The sequence below is a fragment of the Streptomyces sp. B15 genome, from assembly GCF_018070605.1.
GTDB lineage: Bacteria > Actinomycetota > Actinomycetes > Streptomycetales > Streptomycetaceae > Streptomyces > Streptomyces smyrnaeus.
In genome coordinates this window covers 35,012-58,841 of record NZ_JAGPXJ010000018.1, presented here as the reverse complement: position 1 = coordinate 58,841, position 23,830 = coordinate 35,012, and the positions used below count along the sequence as shown (strand labels likewise).

Sequence of the window (23,830 nt, the reverse complement as noted above, 5' to 3'; positions counted from 1 at the left end):
GCCCCGCTTCAGCCGCGGACGGAGGCGCGGAACGCACCCGGCGTGGTGCCCGACCGCTGATGGAAGAACTTGGCGAAGTTGGTGGCGTCGGCGAAGCCGAGCGCCGTGGCGATCCGGGCCGCGGAGCGGTCGGTGTGCGCCAGCAGCCGCTTGGCCTCCAGAACGACGCGGCGGTCCACGAACTCCTTGGCGCCCAGCCCGACCGCCGCGCGGGTGGCCCGGGAGAGGGTGCGGGGCGAGTAGCCGAGGGCGTGGGCGTAGTCGGCGACGCGGCGGGTGCGCGTGAAGTCCTTCTCCACGGCGGCGCGGAACCGGCGGAAGGTGTCCGAGCCGGTGGCCGCCTCCGCGTCCTGACCGTCCGCCCCCGTCAGCCGTACGAGCCGTAGCAGCAGGACCGCCAGCAGATGCCGCAGCACTTCCGTGTGCGCGCCCGGCGCCTGGTCGCGGCGGTCGGCGGCGAACTCGAAGCGCAGATGGTCCAGGGCGATCCGGACGGCGCGGGCGTTCTCGTCGTACGGGTGGCGGGTCACCGCGCCGGACGCCTCGTCCAGGCCGACGGCCGCGGCCGTCGCCGGGTCGGGGAAGGTGGGCTGGAAGAGGACCAGCGTGCCCTCGGTGTCGCCGAGGTCGTCGTACTGCTGCACCTGACCGGGCCGCACCCACAGCCATCCGCCGGGCGGGGTGGTGTGCGCGGTGAAGTCGACGGACTGGCGCAGCCGTCCCGACTCGACGGCGAACAGCTGGTGGAAGCCGGGCCGCTGCGGGTCCGCGAGCCGCTGGCCGCTGCGGGCCGCGCGGTCGCGCAACTCGGACAGCGTCATCACCTCCAGCCCCGTGGTCGCGACGCCCGGCGGCGGGGCGTACGGCAGTTCCGGGATGGCGGCGGACGCGGATGCGGCAGAGTGTCCGGTTCTCACCATGGCTGGTCGTGACCTTACCTCGCGGGGCGGTCGCTGCCCGGTTACGTTCGAGGTGTCGTCCTTCCGGCAGGAGGAACCGGCGGGATCCGTGGCCGAAGTTGCCACCCGTTCGGCGTCCATCTCCCACCCTCGTCCGCACCACGCAACAGGAGTACCACCATGGCGAACATCGCCGTTTTCGGGGCCAACGGCAACATCGGCAGCAGGATCGTCCGCGAGGCGCTGGACCGCGGCCATCAGGTGGTCGCGGTGGTGCGGGACACCGGCAGGTTCGTGGCCTCGCGCGAGGCCGTCACGGTCACCACCGGCGACGTGCTCTCCCCGGAGTCCGTCGCGGCCGTCGCCGGGAACGCGGGCGTCGTCGTCAGCGCGGTCGGGGCCAAGGACGGCCCTGGGCATCTGGCCACCATCAAGCCCGCCGCCGAGTCGCTGGTCACCGGGTTGCGGGCGCTCGGGGCCGGAGCGCCGTCCCTGGTCTTCGTGGGCGGTGCCGGGTCGCTGCGCAGGCCGGACGGCTCCCGGGTGTGGGACACCGAGGGGCTGCCCGACGCGATCCTGCAGATCATGCACGCGCACGGTCAGGCCCTCGACCACCTGCGCGGTGTCGAGGACGTGCGCTGGACCAACATCAGCCCCGCGGCCACGATCGAGCCCGGTGAGCGTACGGGGACGTACCGGGTGGGCAAGGACGACCTCGTGGTGGCGGAGAACGGCGAGAGCCACATCTCCATGGAGGACTACGCCGTAGCCGTGCTGGACGAGATCGAGAATCCACGGCACGTCCGGGAGCGGTTCACCGTGGGCTACTGAGCCCGCAGGGTGGGTGCCGACGCCTCGGGTGCCCCTTGCGCGCCGGGACCTGCGCCCCGTCAGGGGCGTGGGGAACTGCTCCCCTGGGGGTACCTCCCGGCCGGAGGCCGGGGGACTCCGGCCGGGAGGTGCCCCCACCAGCCACAAGGACCCGCAGCCGCCGACTCCCGCTCAAGGGGCACTCACGTCCGGCTCACGGCAACCGCCGGTCCATCGCGGCCCGGCCTTCCGCTGCCAGGCGTTCGCGGGCCCACTGCAGATTCTCCTCCGACAGATCGCGGCCGGAGGCGAGGACCAGGTCCTCGGGGGTGGGCTCGCTCGCCGGGGCGGAGTGCAGGATCTCGTCCGGCGACGTCCCCTCGTAGCGTTGGCGGAACTTGGCGATCTGGCCTTCGGAGTCCACGACTCGGGCCTTTCCGGTGTAGAACGGGTGACTCTCGGAGGAGATCTCCACATCGACGACCGGATATGTCCGTCCGTCGTCCCATTCGATCGTGGTGTCGCTGGTGGCCGTCGAACGCGTCAGAAACGCGTAACCGGCCGCCCGGTCACGGAAGACCACCTCGCGGTAGTCGGGGTGAGTATCAGACTTCACAAGTCGCTCCTTCCCCCGCGTACAGGGCGCCCCATCCAGGCTACGTCCGCACTCCCGGCACGGCATCCCGCCCGGTGGCCGCCCTGCCCGCGGGCCACCGGGCGGGGGCTTCGGCCCCGGCAGCGGCTCCGACGTGCGGGGCCCGGGGTTGGGCGAGATGCTGGAGGGTGCGGTCGTCGTCCCCTTCCGGAACGAGGTACGGATGCGCACCAACGACCTGACCAACGAGGTCCTCGCCAATCTGCGGAAGCCGCGCCCCTACCCGGCGGTCACCTTGGTGCTGCCCACCCACCGCACCAAGCCGGACAAGCTGCAGGACCCGGTGCGGCTGCGCAATCTGATCGCCGAGACCGGGCGGCGGCTCGCCGAGGACCCGCAGGTCCCGGCAGCGGTACGGGCCGATGTGATCGAGCAGCTGGAGCAGGCCGAGAACGAGCTGGACCTGATGTACGCGCTGGACACCCTGGTCGTCTTCGCCGCCCGGGGCGAGCGCCAGTCCTGGCAGCTGACCCGGCGCGTGGACACCGAACGCATCGTCATCGACGACACCTTCCTCACCCGCAACCTGGTCGCCGCGCGGGCCCAGAACCGCCCTTACTGGGTGCTGACCTTCGACGAGGAGAAGGCCAGACTGTGGAGCGGCGCGGGGGAGCAGCTCGTCGAAGAGCACCGCTACGGTTTCCCGATCGAACACGAACCCAATGTCTCCGAGCGTGAGCGCGCCTCCCGTACCGGCGTCTACGACACCGGCTACCGGGACGAGGCGGAGCTGCAGCATCTGCGGGATGTGGACGCCGGCCTGTCCAAGGTGCTGGAGGCGGAGCCCCGTCCGCTGCTCGTCGCGGGGCTCAAGCACGGGCTGACCGCGCTGGCCGACGTGGGGACGCGCGCGGCCCGCAACGCGCTGGCCACCGTACCCAAGGGCGGGCTGGCCAACGCGCGGCCCTCCGTCGTCCTCGAGGCCGTCGCACCGGCGCGCGCCGAGCTGTTGCGGGGCCGGGCCGAGGAAGCGCTCCGCCGGCTCGGCGAGGCGATCGGCCGCACGGAGTTCGTCGCGGGGATCGACGAGGTGTGGCGGGCCGCCCAGGAAGGCAGGCTGGCGCTGCTGGTCGTCGAGGAGCCGTACCGGCAGAAGGTGCGGCTGACCGGCGGTCACCTGGCGCCCGCCGGCGACGAGGCGGTGAGCGACGAGTCGGGCGAGGTGCGCGACGACATCGTGGACGAGACGGTGGAGGCGGCGCTGGCCACCGATGCGGAGGTGGTCTTCGTGGCCGACGGCGCGCTGGCCGAGCACGGCAGGATCGCGGGCGTGGTCCGCTACACGTGGGCGGGGTAGGGGCCCGTGGGCGGTGGGGGAGTGCGTGTCCGGGGGCGCGGCCGTGAGACCGCACGGCGCTGAGCACGGCAGCGAGGCCCGGCGTGGTGGCCTGCTGTGGTACGCGGCGGCGGCCTTCGTCTTCGCCGTCGGTATGGCGGGCACCACGCTGCCGACCCCGCTCTACGGCCTCTACCGGCAGGAACTGGGCTTCGGCGAGCTGATGGTGACGGTCGTCTTCGCCGTCTACGCGGTCGGCGGTGATTGTCGCCTTGCTGGTGGCCGGGGACTTCTCCGACAAGCTGGGGCGGCGGCCGGAGCTGTTCGCCGCCCTCGCCCTCTCGGCGGCCAGCGCCGGGTGCTTTCTGCTGGAGGGCGGGCTGCCGCTGCTGTTCTCCGGGCGGCTGCTGTCCGGATTCGCGGCCGGACTCTTCAGCGGGGCGGCGACCGCGGTCGTGCTGGAGCTGGCGCCCCGCGGCAGCCGGGGCTTCGCCGCGACGGCCGCGAACATGGGCGGGCTCGGCTGCGGACCGCTGCTGGCGGGCCTGCTCGCGCAGTACGCGCCCCGTCCGCTGATCCTGCCCTTCGCCGCCCATCTGGTGCTGCTGGCCGTCGCGTTCGCCCTGACCCTCGCCATGCCGGAGACGGTACGCCCGCCCCGGCCACGCCCCGCACTGCGGCCGCGCGGGATGGAGGTGCCGCGCGAGGTGCGGCCGGTGTTCGTCCCCGCCGGGCTGGCGTGCTTCACCGGCTTCGCCGTCTTCGGCCTGTTCACCGCGGTCTCGCCCGGCTTCGTGGCCGGAACCCTGCACATCGGCAATCTGGCGGTCTCGGGTGCGATCGTCTTCTCGGTCTTCTGCGCCTCGCTGGTCGGACAGTCGCTGACGGGCCGGTTCGGTGCACCGGTGGCACTGCCCCTGGGATGCCTGGGGTTGGTCGTCGGTATGGCGCAGGTGGGGCTGTCACTGCTGCTGAGCTCGCTGGTGATGTTGGTGACGGGTGCGGTCACCGGCGGCATCGGGCAGGGGCTCGCGTTCCGCTCGGCACTGACGGCGGTCAGCGCGCGGGCGCCCGAGGAGCGCCGGGGCGGCACCATCTCGGCGCTGTTCGTCGTGGCCTATCTGGGTATCTCGCTGCCGGTCGTCGGGGTGGGCGCGCTCAGCACCGGGCTCGGGCTGCGCAACGCGGGGCTGGTCTTCTCCGGCTGCGTGGTGGTGCTCGCTTCCGCGGTGGGCGCCCAGCTGTGGCGCACCCGGAAGGCCGAGGCGGCGGCGCTCGCCACAGCGGGCTGAGGGCGCCCGCGCGGACCCGGGGAGCGGCCGGGCCCGACCCCTTGTCCCCCTCCGCAGGGCGCGTGTAGCGTCCCGCCACGATAGGACATCCCATGTCCTACCTCTGATCTTTTCCGGTGGCCGAGGGGGGCTCCGCGATGGCGAGACTGACGAGACGCGACGGCAAGACGCTCTTCGCCGCCTGGCTCGGATATCTGATGGACGGCTTCGACTTCGTCCTGATCACCCTGGTGCTGACCGAAGTCGCCGACACCTTCGACCTGTCGACCGTCACGGCGGCCACACTGGTGTCCGCCGCCTTCATCTCCCGCTGGTTCGGCGGCCTGGCCATCGGCGCGGTAGGGGACCGGTACGGCCGCAAACCCGCGATGATCCTCAGCATCGTCCTGTACTCCGTCGGCTCGCTGGCCTGCGGCCTCTCCTGGGGCTACTGGTCGATGTTCGCCGCACGGCTGGTGCTCGGCCTCGGTATGGCGGGGGAGTACTCGGCCAGCGCCACCTATGTGATCGAGAGCTGGCCCGCCGCGGCCCGCAACCGTGCCAGCGCGCTGCTCATCTCCGGGTACGCGGTAGGCGCCGTCATCGCCGGGCAGCTCTACCGCTTCGTGGTGCCGGCCTGGGGCTGGCGGGCGATGTTCTTCCTCGGCGTCGTCCCCATCGCACTGGCCCTGTGGATGCGGCGCGGACTGAAGGAGTCCCACGACTGGGAACGGGCCCGGGCGACCGCGAGCGAAGCGGCCGACGGGCACGGAGCGCAGCGGGACTTCGTCACCGTCCTCTACCGCGGCCGCCACGCCCCGCTGAACTACGCCGTCACCGCCGCCGTGTCACTGAGCCTGTTCTTGCTGTTCACCGAGCGCGCCGGGGGTTTCACCTGGCCGCTCGCCCTGCTCGCCGCCGCCGGATTCGTACTGTTCGCCGCGCAGTTCGCCGGCGGGCGTACGCCGATGATGGTGACGCTGATGGTCACCGTCTTCTGCGCGTTCCTCTACTCCTGGCCCATCCAGGCCCTGTTGCCCACCTATCTCAAGACGGACCTGGACTTCTCGCCCGGGACCGTCAGCGACATGCTGTTCTTCGCCGGGTTCGGCAACGTGGCCGGCTGTGTGCTGGTCGGCTTCCTCGGCGACCGGTGGGGCACTCAGCGCACCTATGTGGCCTCGCTGTGCGTGTCGATGCTCTTCGTGCTGCCGGTCTTCGCCATGGACAGCGGCCAGACGGTGTGGCTCGCGCTGCTGCTGTTCTTCCAGCAGATGTTCGCGCAGGGCATCTCCGGCCTGCTGCCGAAGCTGATCGGCGGCTACTTCCGCACCCCGGAACGCGCGGCCGGCCTCGGCTTCACCTACAACGTCGGCTCCCTCGGCGGCGCGGTGGCGCCCGTGCTGGGCGCCTCACTGGCGGGCGGACACAGCCTCGGCTCCTCCCTCGCCTGGCTGACGTTCTCCCTCACACTGGTGGTGATCGTGCTGATCGCCGTCAACGCGCCGCTGCGTGTCCAGCGGCTGCTCGGCGCCCGAGGGGCCGCGCCCGAGGTCGATCTGACCGAGGACCTCGCCGCCGACCCGTCCCAGCCCCTGCCCCGTACCGCGCCCCGGCACCACTAGGAGACACTGACGCGATGACCGGCCATCCGACATCCGGATCCGCCCTCCCGGACCGTACGGCACCGGGTGGGGTGATCCCGCCGCTGTGCACACCGCTGACCGAGGACCGCGAGCTGGACACCGCCTCCCTGGAGCGGCTGTGCGGCTTCCTGCTCGACGCCGGGGTCGACGGCCTCTTCGTCAACGGGTCGACCGGCGAACTCGCCTACCACACCGACGAGGTGCGGCTGGCGGCGCTGCGCGTCGTCAGCCGGGTGGCCGGCGGGTCCGTTCCCGTCCTCGCGGGCGCTGTCGACCTGACCACCAACCGGGTCGTCGCGCAGGCGCGTGCGGCGCGGGAGGCGGGCGCCGACGCCGTGGTGGCCACCGTGCCCTTCTACTCGCCCACCCACCCGGGGGAGATGGCCGACCACTTCCGCGCGGTGCGGGAAGCGGTCGATGTGCCGCTGTGGGCCTACGACATCCCCGGCAACGTACAGCGCAAGCTCCCCGCCCAGGTCGCTGCCGAACTCGCCGCCGACGGGGTGCTCGCCGGTCTCAAGGACAGCAGCGGCGACCTCGACGAGATGCGCACCCTCCTCTCGCTCACCGAGGCCAACGGCGCACGCGGCCGCGGCTTCACGGTGCTCACCGGCTCCGAGACGATGGCCGACACCGCACTCGTACTGGGCGCCGACGGCATCGTGCCCGGTCTCGGCAACATCGACCCGCACGGCTATCTGGCCCTCCACCGGGCAGTGCGGCGCGGTGACACCAAGGAGGCCGCCGCCGAACAGCTGCGGCTGCGGCGGCTGTTCGCTCTCACCCGGGTGGGCGACCCCGCCCGGCTGGGCACCTACTCGGCGGCCATCGGCGCCTTCAAGGAGGCCCTGCGCCACCGCGGCCTCATCGACTCGGCCACCACGCCGCTGCCGATGCGCCCCCTTGACGACGCGGAGCGCGCCGAGGTGGCCCGCCACCTCGCGCAGGCGGGTCTGGGTCCGGTGTGAGAACCGGCGGGTGGGCTACTGGGCCGCGTAGCCGCCGTCCACCAGGTGGTAGCTGCCCTGCACGAAGGAGGCGCGGTCCGAGAGGAGGAACGCCGTGACCTCCGCGACCTCGTCGGCGGTGCCCAGCCGGCCTTGCGGATGCAGTGAGACGAGCCGTTCGCGCATCGGGCTGTCCGTCTCGCGCAGCAGCGGGGTGTCGATGAAGCCGGGGCCGACGGCGTTGATCCGTACGCCTTTGTCGGCGTATTCGAGCGCCGCCGTCTTGGTCAGCCCGACGATGCCGTGTTTGGCGGCCACATAGGCGGGGCTGCCCGCGAAGCCGTTGGTGCCCAGGATGGAGGCCATGTTGACGATCGCGCCCCGGCCCGCCGCCGACATGACGGGAAGCTGGTACCGAAGCCCGTAGAAGACGCCGCTGAGGTTGGTGGCGATGATCCGGTCCCAGGCGGTGACCTCGTACTCGCCGGTGGGCATCGACGGCCCGTTCACCCCCGCGTTGTTCACCGCCAGGTCCAACGAGCCGAAGGTCTCGGTGGTGAACCGCACGGCTTCCCGTGCCGAGTCCGGCTCGGTCACATCGACGACCAGCGCCTCGGCACGCGCCCCCGCGGTCTCCAGTTCGCCTGCCGCGAGCTGGGCGCCGTCCTCGTCCCAGTCCGCGACGACCACACTGGCGCCCGCCCGGGCGAGCCGGCGGGCCACGGCCAGTCCGATACCGGAGGCGGCACCGGTGACCAGTGCGGCCCTGCCGTCGAACTCGCCGCTCATCCGTTGGACCTTCCGCTCGGTGTCCGCTCCCGGCCACTCTTCCCCCCGGCGCGGCGGGCCGCACCGCCACCGGTGTCATCCGGGTGAGTGCCGCGGCCGGGCTGCGGCCGTGCGCCGTACGGAGGGTTCCGGGTTGCGGGACGCCCGTGGTACGCGTGACATGGCGGTGACGGCACTGTCGCCGCCTCCCGACCGTCCGCCCGCCCGCCGCATCCGAGGACCCCGTATGACACCTCTGCAACTGCTCTCCCGACCGATGATCGGCGCCTTCTTCGTCAACGCGGGGGTGGGCACGCTGAGCAACCCCGAGCCCCCGGCCGGGATGGCGGCGCCGTTCCTGGACAAGCTGCGCGAGAAGGTCCCGCTGCCGGGCGACGATGTGACCCTCGTACGCGTGAACGCCGCGGTGCAGGTGGTGGCCGGAGCGCTGCTCACCACCGGGCGGGCCCCGCGGACCGCCGCGCTGGCGCTGGCCGCCTCGCTGCTGCCCACCACCTTGGCCGGGCACCCGTTCTGGGAGCAGGAGGACCCCGGCCAGCGCGCCGCCCAGCGCATTCAGTTCGGTAAGAACGCCGCCATCATGGGCGGGCTGCTGGCAGTCGTCAGCGACGCCAACCACCAGACGCGGGCCCATATGCTGCGGTCCCGCGCCAAGCGCCGCAAGGGCGGTCACTGCCCACTGCCCGTCCGGCATGCCGCCGGCGGCCGCAAGAAGGCCGACGCCCTGCGCGGGGCCTTCCCCAAGTAGCGCGCGCTCGGTGCTGCCGGCCCCCGGCCCCGGCCCGCTGCTGTGCCGGGGAGGAGGTCACGCCCTCGGCTGCCCGGCCGCCTCCAGCAGGCGCCGGGCGGCGTGGACCGAGTCGACCAGCGGGTGGAGGGCCAGCGCGCGCAGCGCCGCCTCGCGGGAGTGTTCGGCAGCGGCCTCGATGGTGCTGCGCTCGACGGCCTTGAGCTGCAGCATCAGGCCCAGCTGGTCCGGGGCGACCGGACCGGTCGCCAGCGGGCGGGCACCGCCCGCGTCGACCAGGCACGGCACCTCCACCACGGCGTCGGCGTCGATGCCGGGTACGGCTTGCCGGTTGCGGACGTTGAGGATCAGTGTGGTGCGCTCGTTGCGTGCGATGGCCCGCATCAGGGCCAGCGCCACCCGGTCGTAGCCGCCGCCGTCCAGGTCGCAGCTGTCGCGCTGCCAGCCGCCGGACGCCTCGCGGCTCTCGGCCATGTAGGTCTCCTCGCGCTCGCGGCGGGTGGCGTCCCACGCCTGGAAGGCGCTGCCCGTGCCCGCGCCGTCCGCCAGCTTGGCGTAGAAGCCCTCCTGCTGCCTGGCGAGGAACTCCCCGCGGGTGGCGTCCGCCTCGCGGATCGCGCTGAGCGCCTCGCGGTGGTGGTAGTAGTAGTGCAGATATTCGTTGGGCAGGGCGCCCAGGGCCCGCAGCCACTCGGCGCCGAAGAGCTTGCCCTCCTCGAACGACTCCAGCGCCGCCGCGTCGTCCAGCAGCGCGGGCATTCGGTCGGTGCCGTCCACCACGATGCGGCGCAGCCAGCCGAGATGGTTGAGGCCCACGTAGTCGTAGTCGGCGCGGTCGGGGTCGGCGCCGACGGCCCGCGCGGCGCGGCGGCACAGCCCGACGGGGGAGTCGCAGATGCCGATGACGCGGTCGCCCAGCACGCGGCTCATGGCCTCGGTGACCATGCCGGCCGGGTTGGTGAAGTTGATGACCCACGCCTGCGGGGCGAGCGCGGCGACCCGCTCGGCGATATGGGTGGCCACCGGCACGGTGCGCAGCCCGTAGAGCACCCCGCCGGCGCCGACGGTCTCCTGGCCGAGCAGCCCCTCGGCCAGCGGGAGTTGCTCGTCCCGCACCCGTCCCGCCAGGCCGCCGACGCGGATGGCGCTGAAGACGAAGTCGGTACCGGCCAGCGCCTCGTCCAGGTCGGTGGTGGTGCGTACGGCGGGGGCCGGGCCGGGGCGCCGGGCCGCCTGCTCGGCGAGCACGGCGCTGATGGCGGCCAGCCGGCCGGGGTCGGTGTCGTGGAGGACGAGTTCGGTGCGGCGCCCGGTGGAGCCGGGGTCCTGGGCGTCGTCCAGCAGCGCACGGTGGACCAGGGGGACGCGGAAGCCGCCACCGCCGAGCACGGTGAGCCGCATGCCGTCGGCGCCGGTCGTACCGGTGGCGCCCGTCATTCCCGTCATAGCTGTACTACCTCCACATCGGCCTCGCGGAACGTGGCGAGGGTGGCCGGGTCGGACTCCTGGCCGGTGATCAGCATGTCGATGTCGGTGGCCTGGCAGACGCGGGCGCTGCCGGTGCCGGGGAACTTGCGCGCGGTGGCCAGCAGCACCGCCTGGCGGGCCGAGTTCAGCATGGCGCGTTTGACCGGCACCTCCACCTCGGTGGTGTCCAGCACCCGACCGTCGGCCAGCACTCCGCTGGTGCCCAGGAAGACCCGGTCGGCGTAGATCTCGGCCAGCGCCGCCCGGGTCAGCTGGCCGACCAGAGAGCGGTAGTTGCGCCGTACTTCGCCGCCGAGCAGTACGAGCGTCACCTCGGAGTCGGCGCGCAGCTCCTCGTAGACGGCGAGGTTGGAGGTGACAACGGTGATCTTGCGGCCGTGCAGCAGCCGCGCCAGCTGCAGGGTGGTGGTGCCGATGTCCAGCAGCACCGTCTCGCCGTTCCGGATCAGCTCGGCGGCACCGGCGGCGACGGCCTCCTTGGCCGGAAGGTCGTCCACCTCCTCCTCCGCGAAGGGGCGTTCGACCGGCTCGCGTGCGATGGCGCCGCCGTAGACCCTGCGCAGCCGTCCGGCCCCGGAGAGGTCGGACACGTCGCGCCGTGCGGTGGCCTCGCTGACCTGGAGCCGCCGGGCGATCTCGACGACCGGCAGCACTCCCTCCTCGCCGAGGATCCGCAGCAGCTTCTCGTGCCGGGTTTCACGCAACATGACCGGCAGCCTAGCGCGCTTGAGCGTCTTTGCGCGACTGTGACCGACCTCTTGCAATCCTGCCCGAGGAGGGTGCAAGGTATCGCTCAAATCAGTCACCGAATAGCTAAGTTCTGGCCATAGCTGAGAGGGGCGACGGCCTTGAGTACCACTGGGAGCGCCCTCCCCCAGGTCCCCGACTCCGCTCGCACAGGTGGGACCCCCACCGCGTCGAGAGGACACTGGATGGACCCGCTGGCCGCCCGCCGCTCGGACGGCGGCCCCGAGACCGATGTGTTCCTCACCGGGACCGTCTTCCTCGACATCGTCTTCACCGGCCTCGACCACGCCCCCGTGCGGGGCACCGAGACCTGGGCCCGCGGCATGGGGTCCAGCCCCGGCGGAGTGGCCAACATGGCGACCGCGTTGCGCAGGCTCGGGCTGCGCACCTCGCTCGCCGCCGCCTTCGGCGACGACATGTACGGCGACTACTGCTGGGAGGCGCTCTCCGGCAGCGAGGGCATCGACCTGGCACCCTCGCACCGGGCGAAGGGCTGGCACTCACCGGTCACCGTCTCCATGGCGTACGACGGCGAGCGCACCATGGTCAGCCACGGCCACGAGGCCCCCAAACCGTGCGTCAGCGTCGCCTCCCGGCCGCGCTCCCGGGCCTGCGTCACCTCGCTGTCCCCCGGCCGGGTGGGGGAGTGGGTACGGCAGGCGCACTCCGAAGGCAGCCTGATCTTCGCGGACACCGGCTGGGACGAGACCGGCGCCTGGGACCCGGAGACCCTGGCCGATCTCTCGCTGTGCCACGCCTTCCTGCCGAACGCCACCGAGGCCCTGCACTACACCCGTACCGACACCCCGGAGGCCGCCGTGCGGGCGCTGGCCGAACTGGTGCCCGTCGCGGTCGTGACCAAGGGGCCCGGCGGAGCGGTCGCCGTAGACGCCACCACCGGCGAGCACGCCGACGTGCCCGCGCTGGAGGTCGACGCGCTCGACCCCACCGGCGCCGGGGACGTGTTCATGGCCGGTTTCACCACCGGGACACTGGCCGGCTGGCCGCTCGCCGACCGGCTGGCCTTCGCCAACCTGACCGCGGCCCTGTCCGTACAGCACTTCGGCGGCTCCCTGTCGGCACCGGGGTGGAGCGAGGTGGCCGCCTGGTGGCAGTACGCGCGGCGGATCGGCGGTCAGAGCCGGGAAGTGATGCGCCGCTACGGCTTTCTGGACGATCTGCTTCCCGGTGCCGCCGGCGACTGGCCACTGCTGCGTGCCACCCCCACCATCGGTTTCCGCTCGTGAGGGCGCGTGCGCCCCGCAGGGGCGCGGGGCTGTGCTCGTTCATGCGGCTCCGCCGCGTGGGCGCGCCGAGCAGAAACGGACCCGCAGCCTGCGACGTGCAGCCAGGGGCAGCCCCTTCCCAGCATCAAGGAGGCGTACGACCATGAAAGCGCACCGGCACCACAAGAGAGGGCGCTCGTGCATCGTGCTGGGCGCTCTGCTGCTGGCGGCAGCCTGCGTACCCGGGACGGACGGTTCGGGCGCCGCGGGCGCGGGCGGCGCCGCGGTGACCGGGGTACCGGACCCCGGCAAGGCCGGCAAGGTCACCCTCACGGTGTGGGACCAGCAGACCCGCGGTGGCGCCAACGCCCAGGTCGAGCGCCTCAACAAGGAGTTCGAGAAGAAGTACCCGAACGTCACCGTCAAGCGCGTGGCGCGCAGCTTCAACGACCTGAAGAAGACCCTCAAACTGGCCCTGAGCGGCGACAACCCGCCGGATGTCGTCCAGGCCAACCAGGGCTACTCCGACATGGTGGCCTTCGCCCGCGCCGGGATGCTCACCCCGCTGGACAGCTATGCGGGCCTGTACGAGTGGAACACCCGCTTCCCGCAGACCCTGCTCAACCTCAACCGGGTCTCCGCCGACGGCAAGCGGTTCGGCACCGGCCGGCTCTACGGGATCTCGCAGGAAGGGGAGTACATCGGCGTCTACTACAACAAGAAGGTCCTGCGGAAGGCCGGTGTCGAGCCCCCGAAGACCTGGCAGGACCTGACCGGCGCACTGCCCAAGCTGAAGAAGGCCGGACAGCTGCCCGTGCAGTTCGGCAATCTCGACAAGTACCCCGCCATCCATACCTTCGGTGTGCTCCAGGGCCAGGCGGCGGGCAGCGCCGAGCCGGTCCGCGAGACGGTCTTCGGCCGCGGCAAGGGCTTCGACACCGACGCCACCCGCGAGGCGGCCCGCACCCTCGCCGACTGGGCGAAGAAGGGCTACTTCCCCAAGGGTGCCAACGGCAAGGGCTACGACGACGCCGCCAAGCAGTTCGCCGACGGCAAGGGGGCCTTCCTGATCACCGGCACCTGGCAACTCGCCGACCTGCGCAAGCCGATGGGAGACGACCTCGGCTTCATGCCACCACCCCCGGCAGCCGGGCAGCAGCCCGTCACCACCGGCGGCGAGGGGCTGCCCTGGTCCATCACCTCGAAGTCCGACCACCCCGAAGTCGCCGCCGCCTACCTGGACTTCCTCACCGACGCACACGCCTCGAAGGTGATGACCGAGGAGGGGGTGCTGCCCGTCGTGCCCGGGGAGGCCGCCCGCGAGCTCGACCCGGACACCGCAGGCGGCCAGATGTTCGCCGGCTGGCAGAAGCTCAACGCCGCCGACGGACTGGTGCCCTACCTCGACTACACCACCCCGACCTTCTACGACACGCTCTCCGCCGACCTCCAGGGCGTCCTCAGCGGCGACCTGGACCCCGACGGCCTCGCCGAGCGGATGCAGAAGGAGTACGCGAAGTTCCGCGCCCAGCAGCGTGCCGAGAACGAGGACGCGAAATGAGCACGGGTGCGGCCACCGGAACGGACCCGGGTGCGACCGCGGAGGCGGAGGCGAGCGCCCGGCGCGGACCCACCGCACTGCGCCGGTTCACCGCCCGCTACCGGCGGCAGGCGCCCGGCGAGCCCCGCGCCGTGGGCTATCTGTACGTCCTGCCCGCACTGGCCGTCTTCGGGGTGTTCCTGCTGTGGCCGCTGGGCCAGACGGCCTGGCTGTCGCTGCTGCACTGGGACGGGCTGACCCGTGCCACCTGGGCCGGCACCGACAACTACCGGGACCTGCTCACCGACCCCGAGCTGCGCGCCCCCTTCGCACACGCCGCGGTGCTGCTGCTCTTCTACGCCGTACTGCCGGTGGCCATCGGGCTGCTGCTCACCGCGGCGCTGACCCGCTTCCGCATCCGCGGCATGACCTTCTTCCGCACCGTGCTGTTCCTGCCGCAGGTGCTGGCCATGGTCGTCGTGGGCGTCGCCTGGCGTGCGGTGCTCGCCCCCGACGGGCTGCTGAACGACACCCTGCGCACCCTGGGGATGGGCGGGCTGACCCGGTCCTGGCTGGGCGACCACACCTGGGCGCTGCCCGCCGTGGGCTCCATCGGCACCTGGGTCGAGACGGGCCTGTGCCTGGTGCTCTTCCTGGCCGGCGCGCAGCGCATCCCACGGGAGTTGTACGAGGCGGCCCGCATCGACGGAGCGGGCCCGGTACGGGAGTTCTTCACCGTCACCCTTCCGGGACTGCGTGCCGAGATCGCCGTCGCGCTCACGCTCACCCTGGTGGCCGCGCTGCGCAACTTCGACCTGATCTACATCACCACCAGCGGCGGCCCGGGCAACGCCACCTCCGTACCCGCCTACGAGGTCTACCGCCGCGCCTTCGAGACCGGTGAGGTCGGCTCGGCCTCGGCCATGGGCATCACCCTCACCGCCGTCATCTTCGCGCTGACCATGGTGGTCACCAGGCTCGTGGAGGGCCGGAGACGATGAACACAACCCGCACCGAACGCGGCGTCACCTACGGCATCCTCTGCCTGTTCGCACTGATCGCCCTGACCCCCGTCGCCGGAATCCTGTCCACCGCGCTGGCCGACCAGGACTCGCTGGACACCGGGTTCGCCCTGCCCAAGAGCCTCAACTGGGGCAACTTCGCCGACGCCTGGACCCGCGGCCACTTCGGTACCTATCTGGTCAGCTCCGTGCTGGTGGCCGTCGCCGTGGTGGCCGCCACCACGGTGCTGGCCACACTGGCCGCCTACGCCTTCGGCACCATGCGCTTCCCCGGCTCCAACTGGCTGTTCTATCTGTTCGTCCTGGGGCTCACCCTGCCGCAGGAAGCGGTGATCGTCCCCCTCTACTTCGACCTGCGGCACTGGGGCCTCACCAACACCTACTGGGGGCTGATCCTCCCGCAGACCGCGCAATCCCTCGCCTTCGGCGTCTTCTGGATGCGGACGTACTTCCGCAACACCCCGCGCTCCCTGCTGGAGGCCGCCCGTATCGACGGCGCCACCCACTTCTCGACGCTCACCCGCATCCTGCTGCCCATGGGGCGGCCCGCCTTCTCCACCCTGACCGTCATCGTGTTCATGTGGACGTGGAACGAGTTCCTGATGGCGCTGGTGATGGTGAGCGACGAGGCACACCGTACGGTGCCGCTCGGCCTCGCCTTCTTCCAAGGACAGCACTCCTCGGACACCGCGCTGCTGGCCGCGGCCGCGACACTGATCGCGCTGCCCGTCGTCCTCGTCTATCTGCTGCTGCAACGCCGCTTCATCCAGGGCATGCTGACGGGCTCCGCGAAGGAGTGAACCGGTGAGGGGGTGCCCCTGTCGGTAGTTCGCGGGCTGCTGCGCCGCTGTGGCTGGTCGCGCAGCTCCCCGCGCCCCTGAAGGGGCACCCTCTTGCGCTCGGCGCGGGGTACGGAAGCGGTCCCGGACGAGGCTAGTCCGCCTGGGGTTCGAGGACGAGACGGTGCGCGGTCTCCTGCTCCACACGGGAGCGGGAGTAGACGAGAGGGAAGGCGCCGTCGGCGGCCCACGCCTCGTAGAGGTCGGCGTAGTGCGGGGAGCGGGGGTCGCCGGACTGGCCGGGGGAGTTCATCGCGAGGGAGTTGTCCCAGGCGCCGACGTCCACCACCATCCGGAAGCTCGCCCCGGCGTTCTGCCGGAAGTCCGGCAGATAAGCGGCGGCCCCCACGGTGTCGCCGCTGCCGCCGCGTGGCAGCGGTGCGAGGGCACACCAGTCGGGCGCCTCCGACACGCCCTGGTGGGCCAGGAGCGGGGCCACCGGGTGGCGCGGGTCGGCCCGGTGCAGGGCACCCCAGGACCAGGAGTCCGGGTCCGCGCCGAGCAGTTCCTCGACCGCGGCCACCGCCGCACCGAGGCTCCTCAGCAGCAACCCACGGCGCTCGCCGTCCCGATCGGGGGCGGACAGCAGCCGCAACTCCACCCGCGGGTCGCCCGAGTCGCTCTCCATGGGCAGCACCCGTGCCAGTGCCTCCTCCAGCCGCGCCGCCGGCACCGGCCCGCGCAGCGCCCGCCGCAGCAGTGCGGGGCGCAGGTGCCGCCGGAACCACACCTCGAACAGGGCGGCCGCGGCCGAGTCGGCGCGCAGGGTGCCGTCCCAGCCGCGCAGCAGCCCGAGCCCGGTACGTTCGCGGGGGTCGGTGCTCTCCAGCTCTGCGAGGAGCGGCAGGACCTGTCGCGCGGGCAGGCTGACGTAGTCGGTCTGCAGCCGGACACAGTCCTGGGCGCTCCAGTCGTCCCGGGCCGCGAGGGCCTGGGCACACCGGCGGTGGCGGAAGGGCGCGTACCAGTCGTGGGTGACGGGCCGCTCGGCGTGCGGGTAGTCCGGCGGCAGATTGAGCTGGTTGGCGGTGGCGAACCAGCCCTCCGCCGGGTCGCGTACGCTCGGCAGCTCGTCGGCCGTCAGGAAGCCGTCCCACTCGTAGCGTCCGTCGCCGGGCACCGGAAGGGTGCCGTCCCAGCCGCGCCGCCGTGGTACGCGCCCGGCCGGAAGCCAGCCGATGGTGCCGTCGGGCGCCGCGTAGACCTGGTTCTCACCCGGCGCGCCCCAGCGGCGCATCGCCGCGGTGAACGCGTCCGGGCTCTCGGCGCCCATATAGCTCGCGCTGCCCAGATACGGTGCCATCCCGGGCCCCAGCCAGGCGGCACGCACCGCGAACGCGGCCTGCTTGTCCGGGCATTCGCGGATCACGGGCCCGTGCCGGGTGTACCGCAGCCGGGTCCGTACCGGCTCGGCGTCCTTGACCGGGATCTCCTCGGTCACGCACGTCATCGGCTCCCAGCCGTCCCGGTAGGCGTAGCGGTGCGGGTCCCGGGGGCAGGTGCGGTAGACGTACAGGTCCTCCTGGTCGATCGGGAAAATGGTCAGCCCGAAGGCGATACGGCCGTTGTGCCCGATGGAGATGCCCGGCAGCGCCGGTTCACCGGCGCCGATCACATCCAGTCCCGGAGCGGACAGGTGGGCGAGATAGCGCAGCGCGGGCAGGGTGATGGCCCGGTGCGGGTCGTTGGCCAGCAACGGCCGGCCGGTGGCGGTGCGGGAGGGCGCCAGCACCCAGTTGTTGCTGCCGTCCAGCCCCTGCCGGGGCGGGGCCTGGAGCGCCCAGGGCGCAGTGGTGGCCAGGTCGTAGACGCGGAGCACATCGTCCGGGATGACGTCCAGGTCCAGGCCCTCCGGGACGCGGAGTTCGTGGCCCTCCGGCCCGCGGGCCTTCCGCAGCTCCTCGACCTCGGGGCCGAAGTCGCGGAGCGTGCGGGCGCGGGCCACCTCGTCGCGGAGGTTGTAGAAGAGGCCGTGGGTGCGGATGCGGGCCAGATCGCTGTGGTGCCAGTAGGCGGGCGCATGGCCGAGGGCCGTGAACTCGGGCGGGAGAAGGCCCGCCCCGCTCCCGGCGTCGTCGCGCGCCAGCGCCACATAGGCGTTGATCCCCGCGACGAAGGAGCGCGCCATCTCCTCCGTTCCCGGACCGTAGGCCGCCCACTCCTCGGCCATGTCGCCCCGGTAGAGGAACAGCCGGGCCGCCCGGTCGTGCTCGACGTACCGCTCGCCGAACACCTCCGACAGCAGCCCCAGCCCCCGCCGCCGCCACAGATCGAGCTGGAAGAGCCGCTCACGGGCCGCGTTGAAGCCCTGGGCGAGGAAGAGGTCGGTGCGGGAGGCGGCGTACAGGTGGGGCACGCCCCAGCGGTCCACCAGGATCTCCACGGGCTCCGCCAGCCCGGGGACCTCGAAACGGGTCATGGTCACACCGACTCCTCCTCGGGGTTTCACACGGGTTCCTGCTGGTGGCTCACACCGATTCCCCCGCCGGGGACGGACTCCGCCGCGCGGCTGCCGGTGCCGGGCCGGGGGCGGGCGGCCGGGCGTAGGTGACGGCGGCGGCCACCAGCAGATTGGCCGCCAGCCCCAGGAGTCCGCCGTTGACCCCGTGCCACGGGTCGTTGTCCGTCCACCACAGCAGCAGTACCACCCCGAGCCCCACCAGCATGCCGGCGACTCCCGCCGCGGCGGTCAGCCGGCGCCAGAACAGCGAGAGCAGGGCGAGCGGCACGAGCTGCGCCAGTCCCTCGTAGGAGAGGACGGACAGCTGCACCAGGGTGTTGGGGTAGAAGAGGCTGCCCAGCAGCGCGACGAGCCCGGCCAGGAAGCACACCAGTTGGGAGAGCCGCTTGATGCGCACGTCCGCGGTACTCCCCGGCTCGCCTTCGGGCTCGCCGGCCGCGCGGGCCCGGTGGAGGCGGCTGCGCGGGTCGGAGCCGTTGCCGCCGCCGAGCAGGGTACGGCCGCACAGTGTGCCGATCGCCAGCATGAACACGCTCATCGGCACGATGGCCGACAGCGCGCCCGCCACACCGATCACCGCGACGAGAGGCGCCGGCAGCGAGTCGGTCACCAGCCGGAACAGCGCCAGATCCGGGTTGCCCAGCGTGGGCAGCGCGAACAGCGCGACCGCGCCGACCATCATCGGGATGAACAGCAGCAGTTGGTACCAGGGCAGCAGCAGGGCGTTGCGGCGCAGCGCGTTCGGGCTCTTGGCGCTGAGGTAACCGGCGACGGTGGTGGGGAAGATGGAGATGGTCACGGCGTTGAGCAGCAGTGTGGAGACGAACCAGGTGCCGTTCAGCCCGCCCGACTCATGGCCCGGGAAGGTCAGCCACTCCGGCTTCTCCTGCACCATCCGCGTCATGAAGTCCCCGTACCCGTCGAGGTAGTGCAGCGGCACCCACACCGCGAGGAAGACCACCGCCACGATGACCAGCACGTCCTTGAGCACGCTCACCCATGCCGAGCCGCGCAGCCCGGAGACGAGGATGAACGCCTCCGCGACGACGAAGGAGATCACGGCGGCGACATGCAGATCGACGTTGCCGTACGTCATCGCGTTCACCACCACCCCCATGCCCTGGATCTGCACCTGCACGTAGGGAACGATGAAAACGGTCGCCGTGACCGCCACCAATATGCCCACCGGGCGGGAGCGGAAGCGGTGTTCGGCCATATCGGCTATGGACAGCAACCGGTGGCGGCTCGCATACGTCCACAGCGCGGGGCCGACCACGTAGGCCACCGCGAAGCCGGTCGTCAGATAGGCGACGAGGTAGAGGATCGGCACGCCGTAGGAGTACGACCAGCCGGCCGTTCCGAGGAACGAGAAGCTGGTGTAGGTCTCACCCGCCATCAGCAGCCAGATGAACAGCACGCCCAGGCCCCGGCTGGAGACCGACCACTCGGCCATGCCCTTGTCCCGCCCGCGGGCGCTGAGCACGCCGATGAGCAGGGTCGCCACCATCGCGAGACCGAAGATCGTCGTGGCGATCGCCGCCGATCCACTCATCGCGGGCCTCCAGTGGTGGGCTCGTCGACCGGCAGCGGCTCCACGGCTCCGTCCCGGAAGGCCGGGTCGAGCCTGGAGACCAGCCAGATCACCAGCGGGCTGACGACGGTCGCTGCGACGATCCAGAACAGCAGGAAGGGCAGGCCGAGAACGCGGGGTTCGATACGGTTGGCGACCAGCGGGGCCGCACAGTAGAGGACGGCGGGGACGAGGAGGAGCCACAGCGCCGGGCGCTTGGCTCGCACGCGGGGGAGCCCGTCGAGGGGGCCCTCTCCCTGTTGGTGCTGCGGGGACATCGTGGGGTGCTCCTTGGGGTGGGGGAGAGGCGGTTAACACGCGGGGGTCACACGGCCGGGTCGTAGCGCCCGTCGACGGCTGTCCAGCCGCCGTCGACGGTCAGCACGCTGCCGGTCACGAAGGTGGAGGCGTCGGAGAGCAGATAGACGACGGCACCCGCGATCTCGTCGGCACGGGCCCACCGCCGCAGCGCGGACGCCTGCGCGTAGGCGTCGTACCACTCCGCGTCCGCGGCGATCTGGTCGGTCAGCGGTGTACGCACCACGCCGGGCGCCACGGCGTTGAACCGCACCCCCTGCGGCCCCCACTCGGCGGCGGCGGTCCGCAGCAGCTGGACGAGGCCCGCCTTGGAGGCGGCGTAGACGCCCTGGCCCGGCTCCACCTGGAAGGCGCGCATGGAGGCGAGGGAGACGACCGAGCCCCGCCCGCGTTCGGCCATGGCCCCGGCGCAGGCCCGGATCAGCGAGAAGTGCGCCCGCAGGTTGAGTGCCACCACCCGCTCGAACTCCGCCACGGTGTAGTCCGCGATCCGCTTGCGTACGTTGACGCCGACCGTCACCGCGAGCCCGTCCAGCGGGCCCCACTCGGCGGCGGCGCGGGTCACCGCCTCCTCGTCCAGCACGTCGAGCGGGTACGGGCGGGCGCCGGGGCCCGCCAGCCGTGCGGTCTCCCGGGCGCCGGCCTCGTCCCGGTCGGCCACCATGACCTGTGCGCCGTGCGCCACCAGTGCGCGTACCGCCTCCCGGCCGATGCCGCTCGCGCCGCCGACCACGGCCACCCGTCGCCCGTCGAGCCGGAAGAGCCGGCCGTAGTCCATCTCGCCGCCGCCTCCGGGTTGCTCGCTCACGGCTTGATCACCGCCATCTTCGTCACCGTCAACTCCTCGATCGCGAACCGCGGGCCCTCCCGGCCGATGCCGGAGTCCTTGACGCCGCCGTAGGGGGCGATGTCGCAGCGGTAGCCGGGCACTTCGTTGATCACCACGCCGCCGACCTCCAACTCCTCCAGCGCGCGGAACGCGACGTCGAGGCGGTGGGTGAAGACCGCCGCGTGCAGCCCGTAGCGGCTCGCGTTCACCGCGGCGAAGGCGGCGTCCAGATCGGGCACCGACCGCAGACACACGACGGGCCCGAAGACTTCCTCGTCCCAGGCGGGCTGACCGTCCGGCACCTCGGCCAGCAGCGCCGGTGTCAGACAGCGGCCCACCCGTTCGCCGCCCGCGACCAGCCGGGCGCCCGCCGCGCGGGCCCGCGTGAGCCATTCCAGCACCCGCTCGGTGGCCGCCTCGTCGATGAGCGCCGCCACACGGGTGCTCTCCACCCGCGGGTCGCCCACCGGCACCGACGCCAGCCGGGCGGCGATCCGCCGCTCCAGTTCGGCGGCGACCGGCTGCTCGGCGACGACCCGCTGGACGGCGATGCACGCCTGCCCCGAGGCGTAGTAGCCGCCGCGCACCACCGCGTCGGCTGCGGCGTCGAGATCGGCGTCGGCCGCGACGACCAGCGCGGCGTTGGAACCCAGCTCCAGCACCACCTTGCGGGGCGCCGCGTCCTTGGCGATGCGGTGGCCGACAGCGGCCGAGCCGGTGAACGAGACCGCGGCGACCGCCTCGTGCGTGGTGAGCGTACGGCCCACCTCCACATCGCCGGTCACCAGCTGGACCGCGCCCGCCGGGGCACCCCGGGCGACGAGCTGTTCGCGCACCAGAGCGACCAGCCACAGCGTCGCCAGCGGGGTCGCGGGCGCCGGTTTGACGATGACCGGGCAGCCGGCCGCGAGGGCGGGTGCGATCTTGTGGGTGGCCAGCATCATCGGATAGTTGAATCCGGCGATCCCGACGACCACCCCGACCGGCCGCCGCGTCCAGAAGCCGGTCATGCCGTCGCCGGACGGCAGCCCGTCCAGCGGGACCGTCTCACCGTGGATGTGCGCCACCTCGTCGGCCGCGGCCCGCCAGGTGGCGACCGCGCGCACCACCTCCGTACGGCAGTCGACGCGCGGCTTTCCCGTCTCCAGGACGAGCAGTTCCTCCATCCGGGCCGCCACGCTCTCCAGCGCGTCGGCCACGCCGGCCAGTACGGCGCGCCGGGTACGGGTGGGCAGCGCCCCGACCGTGCGGCGCAGTGCCGCGGCGTGCTCGACGGCCCGCCGGGCGAGCTCCGGGTCACCGACCGGAGCCCGTGCCACGGGACTTCCGTCGTACGGGAAGGTCACGAGCTGGTGCTCCGGTGCCGCCGGCCAGCTCTCGCCGACCGGAAGCCCCTCGGGGAACTCCTCGCTCCGCCACAGGTTCACGCCGCCCCGCCTTTCCGGCCCGCGGTGAGGAAGTGGTGGGCTGCCGCCGCGTACACGCGTGCGTACTCGCCGATCTCGCGCACCTCCACGTACTCGTCCTTCTGGTGTGCGATCCACTTGCCGCCCGGGCCGTAGACGACGGTGGGCAGTCCGGCGTCCCGGGTGAGGATCGTGCCGTCCGTGGTGCCGGGCACCGCGCCGAACGCGGGTGCGCTGCCGTGCACCTGGGTGTGCGCGGCGACCAGCCCCCGCACGACCGGGTGGTCCTCGGGCATCTCGATGGCGGGCCGGTCGTCGACCACGGTGAGGTCCACGGTCACGCCGAAGGCGTCCGCGGCCCGCTCGGCCGTCGTCCGCACCCGCTCGGTCAGCTCGGCGTGGTCGGTACCGGGGATCGTCCGTACGTCGATACCGACGACTCCGTGCGCGGGGATGACATTGAGCTGGTCGGGGTCGCCGCCCAGCAGCACGGTCGGGGTGACCGTCACCGAACCGGCATGCGGATGGCTGCCGAACCGCGCGGTGGCCCACTCCTGCACCTCGTCCAGGGCCTCCACGATCCTGGCTCCCGCCGCGATCGGGCTGCGCCCCTCCTGGGGCATCGCCCCGTGCGCCATCACCCCCGTCAGATCGAGGCGCAGCCGGATGCCGCCGCGCGCCGAGGTGCACACCTCGTACCCCTCCGGCTCGCAGACGATGACACCGTCCACCTCCCCCGCCAGCGGGGAGGCCGCGAACGCCTTGGCGCCCAGCATCATGCCTTCCTCGTCGGCCATGACGCCGAGCACCACCCGGCCCGGGAAGGGGCCCGCCTGCTGGAGCGCCCGCACCCCGTGGATCATCGCCGCCACGCCGGACTTCATGTCGGCGGTGCCGCGGCCCCACATCCTGCCGTCGCGGATCTCGGCGCCGTACGGGTCCACGCTCCAGTCCGCGGGATCGCCTTCGGTCACCACGTCGGTATGGCCCTCGAACATCAGCGTGGGCCCCGGGCCCCCACCGCCCTCGACGACCGCGACCACGTTCGGGCGGCCCGGGGCCACTTCCGTGACGGTGTGCTCCCAGCCGAAGCGGATGAACAGGTCCGAGACCAGCTCGGCGGCCGGCCTCTCCACCGCTTCGGCGCCCTCGGAGTTGACGGTGCGCAGCCGCACCAGTTGCTGGGTGAAGGCGATGGCCGCCTCGGTGTCGAGCAGGGAATCCCACGGCTGTGCGCCGGGACCGGAATGCATGGAACCTCCAAGTCCCTGTCCCAGCCGCCGGGCGATCGGTTCGGGCCAGGCGACTGGTCAGACCAGTTGATCGTCCGTACTCTGCTGGGG

General features: G+C 72.5%; 19 protein-coding genes and 2 pseudogenes. 10 read left to right on the top strand and 11 right to left on the bottom strand.

Features of this window, described 5'->3' with window-relative positions:
• Positions 1-8: 8 nt before the first annotated feature.
• Positions 9-920 (bottom strand): AraC family transcriptional regulator, encoded by a 912-nt coding sequence (locus KBY19_RS11355; RefSeq protein WP_099885419.1) that lies wholly within the window; start codon positions 918-920, stop codon positions 9-11.
• Between the two features lie 159 nt (positions 921-1,079).
• Between KBY19_RS11355 and KBY19_RS11350 the strand changes: the two genes are divergently transcribed.
• Positions 1,080-1,730, top strand: a complete 651-nt coding sequence (locus KBY19_RS11350) for an NAD(P)-dependent oxidoreductase (protein WP_210965691.1) — start codon at positions 1,080-1,082, stop codon at positions 1,728-1,730.
• A gap of 361 nt (positions 1,731-2,091) precedes the next feature.
• On the opposite strand, the pseudogene KBY19_RS36425 reads toward KBY19_RS11350, so the two are convergent.
• A pseudogene (locus KBY19_RS36425) lies at positions 2,092-2,325 on the bottom strand (type B 50S ribosomal protein L31); the annotation flags it as partial.
• A 157-nt stretch (positions 2,326-2,482) separates the two neighbouring features.
• Here KBY19_RS36425 and KBY19_RS11340 point away from each other — a divergent pair.
• The 4 genes and pseudogenes from KBY19_RS11340 (at position 2,483) to KBY19_RS11325 (ending at position 7,525) form a co-directional block, all read left to right on the top strand.
• Complete coding sequence (locus KBY19_RS11340) at positions 2,483-3,661, top strand: hypothetical protein (RefSeq protein ID WP_247690865.1); 1,179 nt, start codon at positions 2,483-2,485, stop codon at positions 3,659-3,661.
• Between the two features lie 133 nt (positions 3,662-3,794).
• Positions 3,795-4,932 (top strand): annotated as a pseudogene (locus KBY19_RS11335) (MFS transporter).
• A gap of 137 nt (positions 4,933-5,069) precedes the next feature.
• Positions 5,070-6,536 (top strand): MFS transporter, encoded by a 1,467-nt coding sequence (locus KBY19_RS11330; protein ID WP_210965690.1) that lies wholly within the window; start codon positions 5,070-5,072, stop codon positions 6,534-6,536.
• 14 nt (positions 6,537-6,550) lie between these two features.
• Positions 6,551-7,525, top strand: a complete 975-nt coding sequence (locus tag KBY19_RS11325) for a dihydrodipicolinate synthase family protein (RefSeq protein WP_099885423.1) — start codon at positions 6,551-6,553, stop codon at positions 7,523-7,525.
• Positions 7,526-7,540: 15 nt separating this feature from the next.
• On the opposite strand, the gene KBY19_RS11320 is transcribed toward KBY19_RS11325, so the two are convergent.
• A complete protein-coding gene (locus KBY19_RS11320) occupies positions 7,541-8,293 on the bottom strand; it encodes an SDR family NAD(P)-dependent oxidoreductase (RefSeq protein WP_099885424.1) in 753 nt (250 codons plus the stop codon).
• A 226-nt stretch (positions 8,294-8,519) separates the two neighbouring features.
• On the opposite strand from KBY19_RS11320, the gene KBY19_RS11315 reads away from it, so the two are divergent.
• The gene (locus tag KBY19_RS11315) at positions 8,520-9,041 is read left to right on the top strand and encodes a DoxX family protein (RefSeq protein WP_099885425.1); all 522 of its coding nucleotides are present in this window, start codon (positions 8,520-8,522) and stop codon (positions 9,039-9,041) included.
• A 57-nt stretch (positions 9,042-9,098) separates the two neighbouring features.
• Here KBY19_RS11315 and KBY19_RS11310 read toward each other — a convergent pair whose 3' ends face one another.
• On the bottom strand, positions 9,099-10,442 hold the full coding sequence (locus KBY19_RS11310; RefSeq protein ID WP_180289971.1) for a 6-phospho-beta-glucosidase: 1,344 nt from the start codon (positions 10,440-10,442) through the stop codon (positions 9,099-9,101).
• Positions 10,443-10,483: 41 nt separating this feature from the next.
• A complete protein-coding gene (locus tag KBY19_RS11305) occupies positions 10,484-11,236 on the bottom strand; it encodes a DeoR/GlpR family DNA-binding transcription regulator (RefSeq protein WP_210965689.1) in 753 nt (250 codons plus the stop codon).
• A gap of 225 nt (positions 11,237-11,461) precedes the next feature.
• On the opposite strand from KBY19_RS11305, the gene KBY19_RS11300 reads away from it, so the two are divergent.
• The 4 genes from KBY19_RS11300 to KBY19_RS11285 all read left to right on the top strand — a co-directional run bounded on the left by KBY19_RS11300 (position 11,462) and on the right by KBY19_RS11285 (position 15,864).
• Positions 11,462-12,523 (top strand): PfkB family carbohydrate kinase, encoded by a 1,062-nt coding sequence (locus KBY19_RS11300; protein WP_099885427.1) that lies wholly within the window; start codon positions 11,462-11,464, stop codon positions 12,521-12,523.
• A 142-nt stretch (positions 12,524-12,665) separates the two neighbouring features.
• Positions 12,666-14,063, top strand: coding sequence for an extracellular solute-binding protein (locus tag KBY19_RS11295; RefSeq protein WP_099885428.1), 1,398 nt, complete (start codon positions 12,666-12,668; stop codon positions 14,061-14,063).
• A 77-nt stretch (positions 14,064-14,140) separates the two neighbouring features.
• On the top strand, positions 14,141-15,043 hold the full coding sequence (locus KBY19_RS11290) for a carbohydrate ABC transporter permease (protein WP_210955223.1): 903 nt from the start codon (positions 14,141-14,143) through the stop codon (positions 15,041-15,043).
• Positions 15,040-15,864, top strand: coding sequence for a carbohydrate ABC transporter permease (locus KBY19_RS11285; RefSeq protein ID WP_099885429.1), 825 nt, complete (start codon positions 15,040-15,042; stop codon positions 15,862-15,864). The genes KBY19_RS11290 and KBY19_RS11285 overlap by 4 nt, the downstream gene beginning before the upstream one ends.
• Positions 15,865-15,997: 133 nt before the next feature.
• Here the strand turns inward: KBY19_RS11285 and KBY19_RS11280 are convergent, their stop codons facing one another.
• From KBY19_RS11280 to KBY19_RS11255, 6 genes are read right to left on the bottom strand one after another with little or no spacing between them, the layout of a single operon-like run.
• Positions 15,998-18,322, bottom strand: a complete 2,325-nt coding sequence (locus KBY19_RS11280; protein ID WP_210965704.1) for a penicillin acylase family protein — start codon at positions 18,320-18,322, stop codon at positions 15,998-16,000.
• A 49-nt stretch (positions 18,323-18,371) separates the two neighbouring features.
• Positions 18,372-19,916: a sodium:solute symporter gene (locus tag KBY19_RS11275; RefSeq protein WP_099885431.1), complete on the bottom strand. Its 1,545-nt coding sequence runs from the start codon at positions 19,914-19,916 to the stop codon at positions 18,372-18,374.
• Positions 19,913-20,212: a DUF3311 domain-containing protein gene (locus KBY19_RS11270; RefSeq protein WP_099885432.1), complete on the bottom strand. Its 300-nt coding sequence runs from the start codon at positions 20,210-20,212 to the stop codon at positions 19,913-19,915. Before KBY19_RS11270 ends, KBY19_RS11275 begins: the two co-directional genes overlap by 4 nt.
• A gap of 47 nt (positions 20,213-20,259) precedes the next feature.
• The gene (locus KBY19_RS11265) at positions 20,260-21,030 is read right to left on the bottom strand and encodes an SDR family oxidoreductase (protein WP_099886932.1); all 771 of its coding nucleotides are present in this window, start codon (positions 21,028-21,030) and stop codon (positions 20,260-20,262) included.
• A gap of 26 nt (positions 21,031-21,056) precedes the next feature.
• Entirely contained in the window at positions 21,057-22,508 is a 1,452-nt protein-coding gene (locus KBY19_RS11260; protein ID WP_210955074.1) for an aldehyde dehydrogenase family protein, read from the bottom strand.
• Positions 22,505-23,740 (bottom strand): M20 family metallopeptidase, encoded by a 1,236-nt coding sequence (locus tag KBY19_RS11255; protein ID WP_210965688.1) that lies wholly within the window; start codon positions 23,738-23,740, stop codon positions 22,505-22,507. The genes KBY19_RS11260 and KBY19_RS11255 overlap by 4 nt, the downstream gene beginning before the upstream one ends.
• Positions 23,741-23,830: the final 90 nt, after the last annotated feature.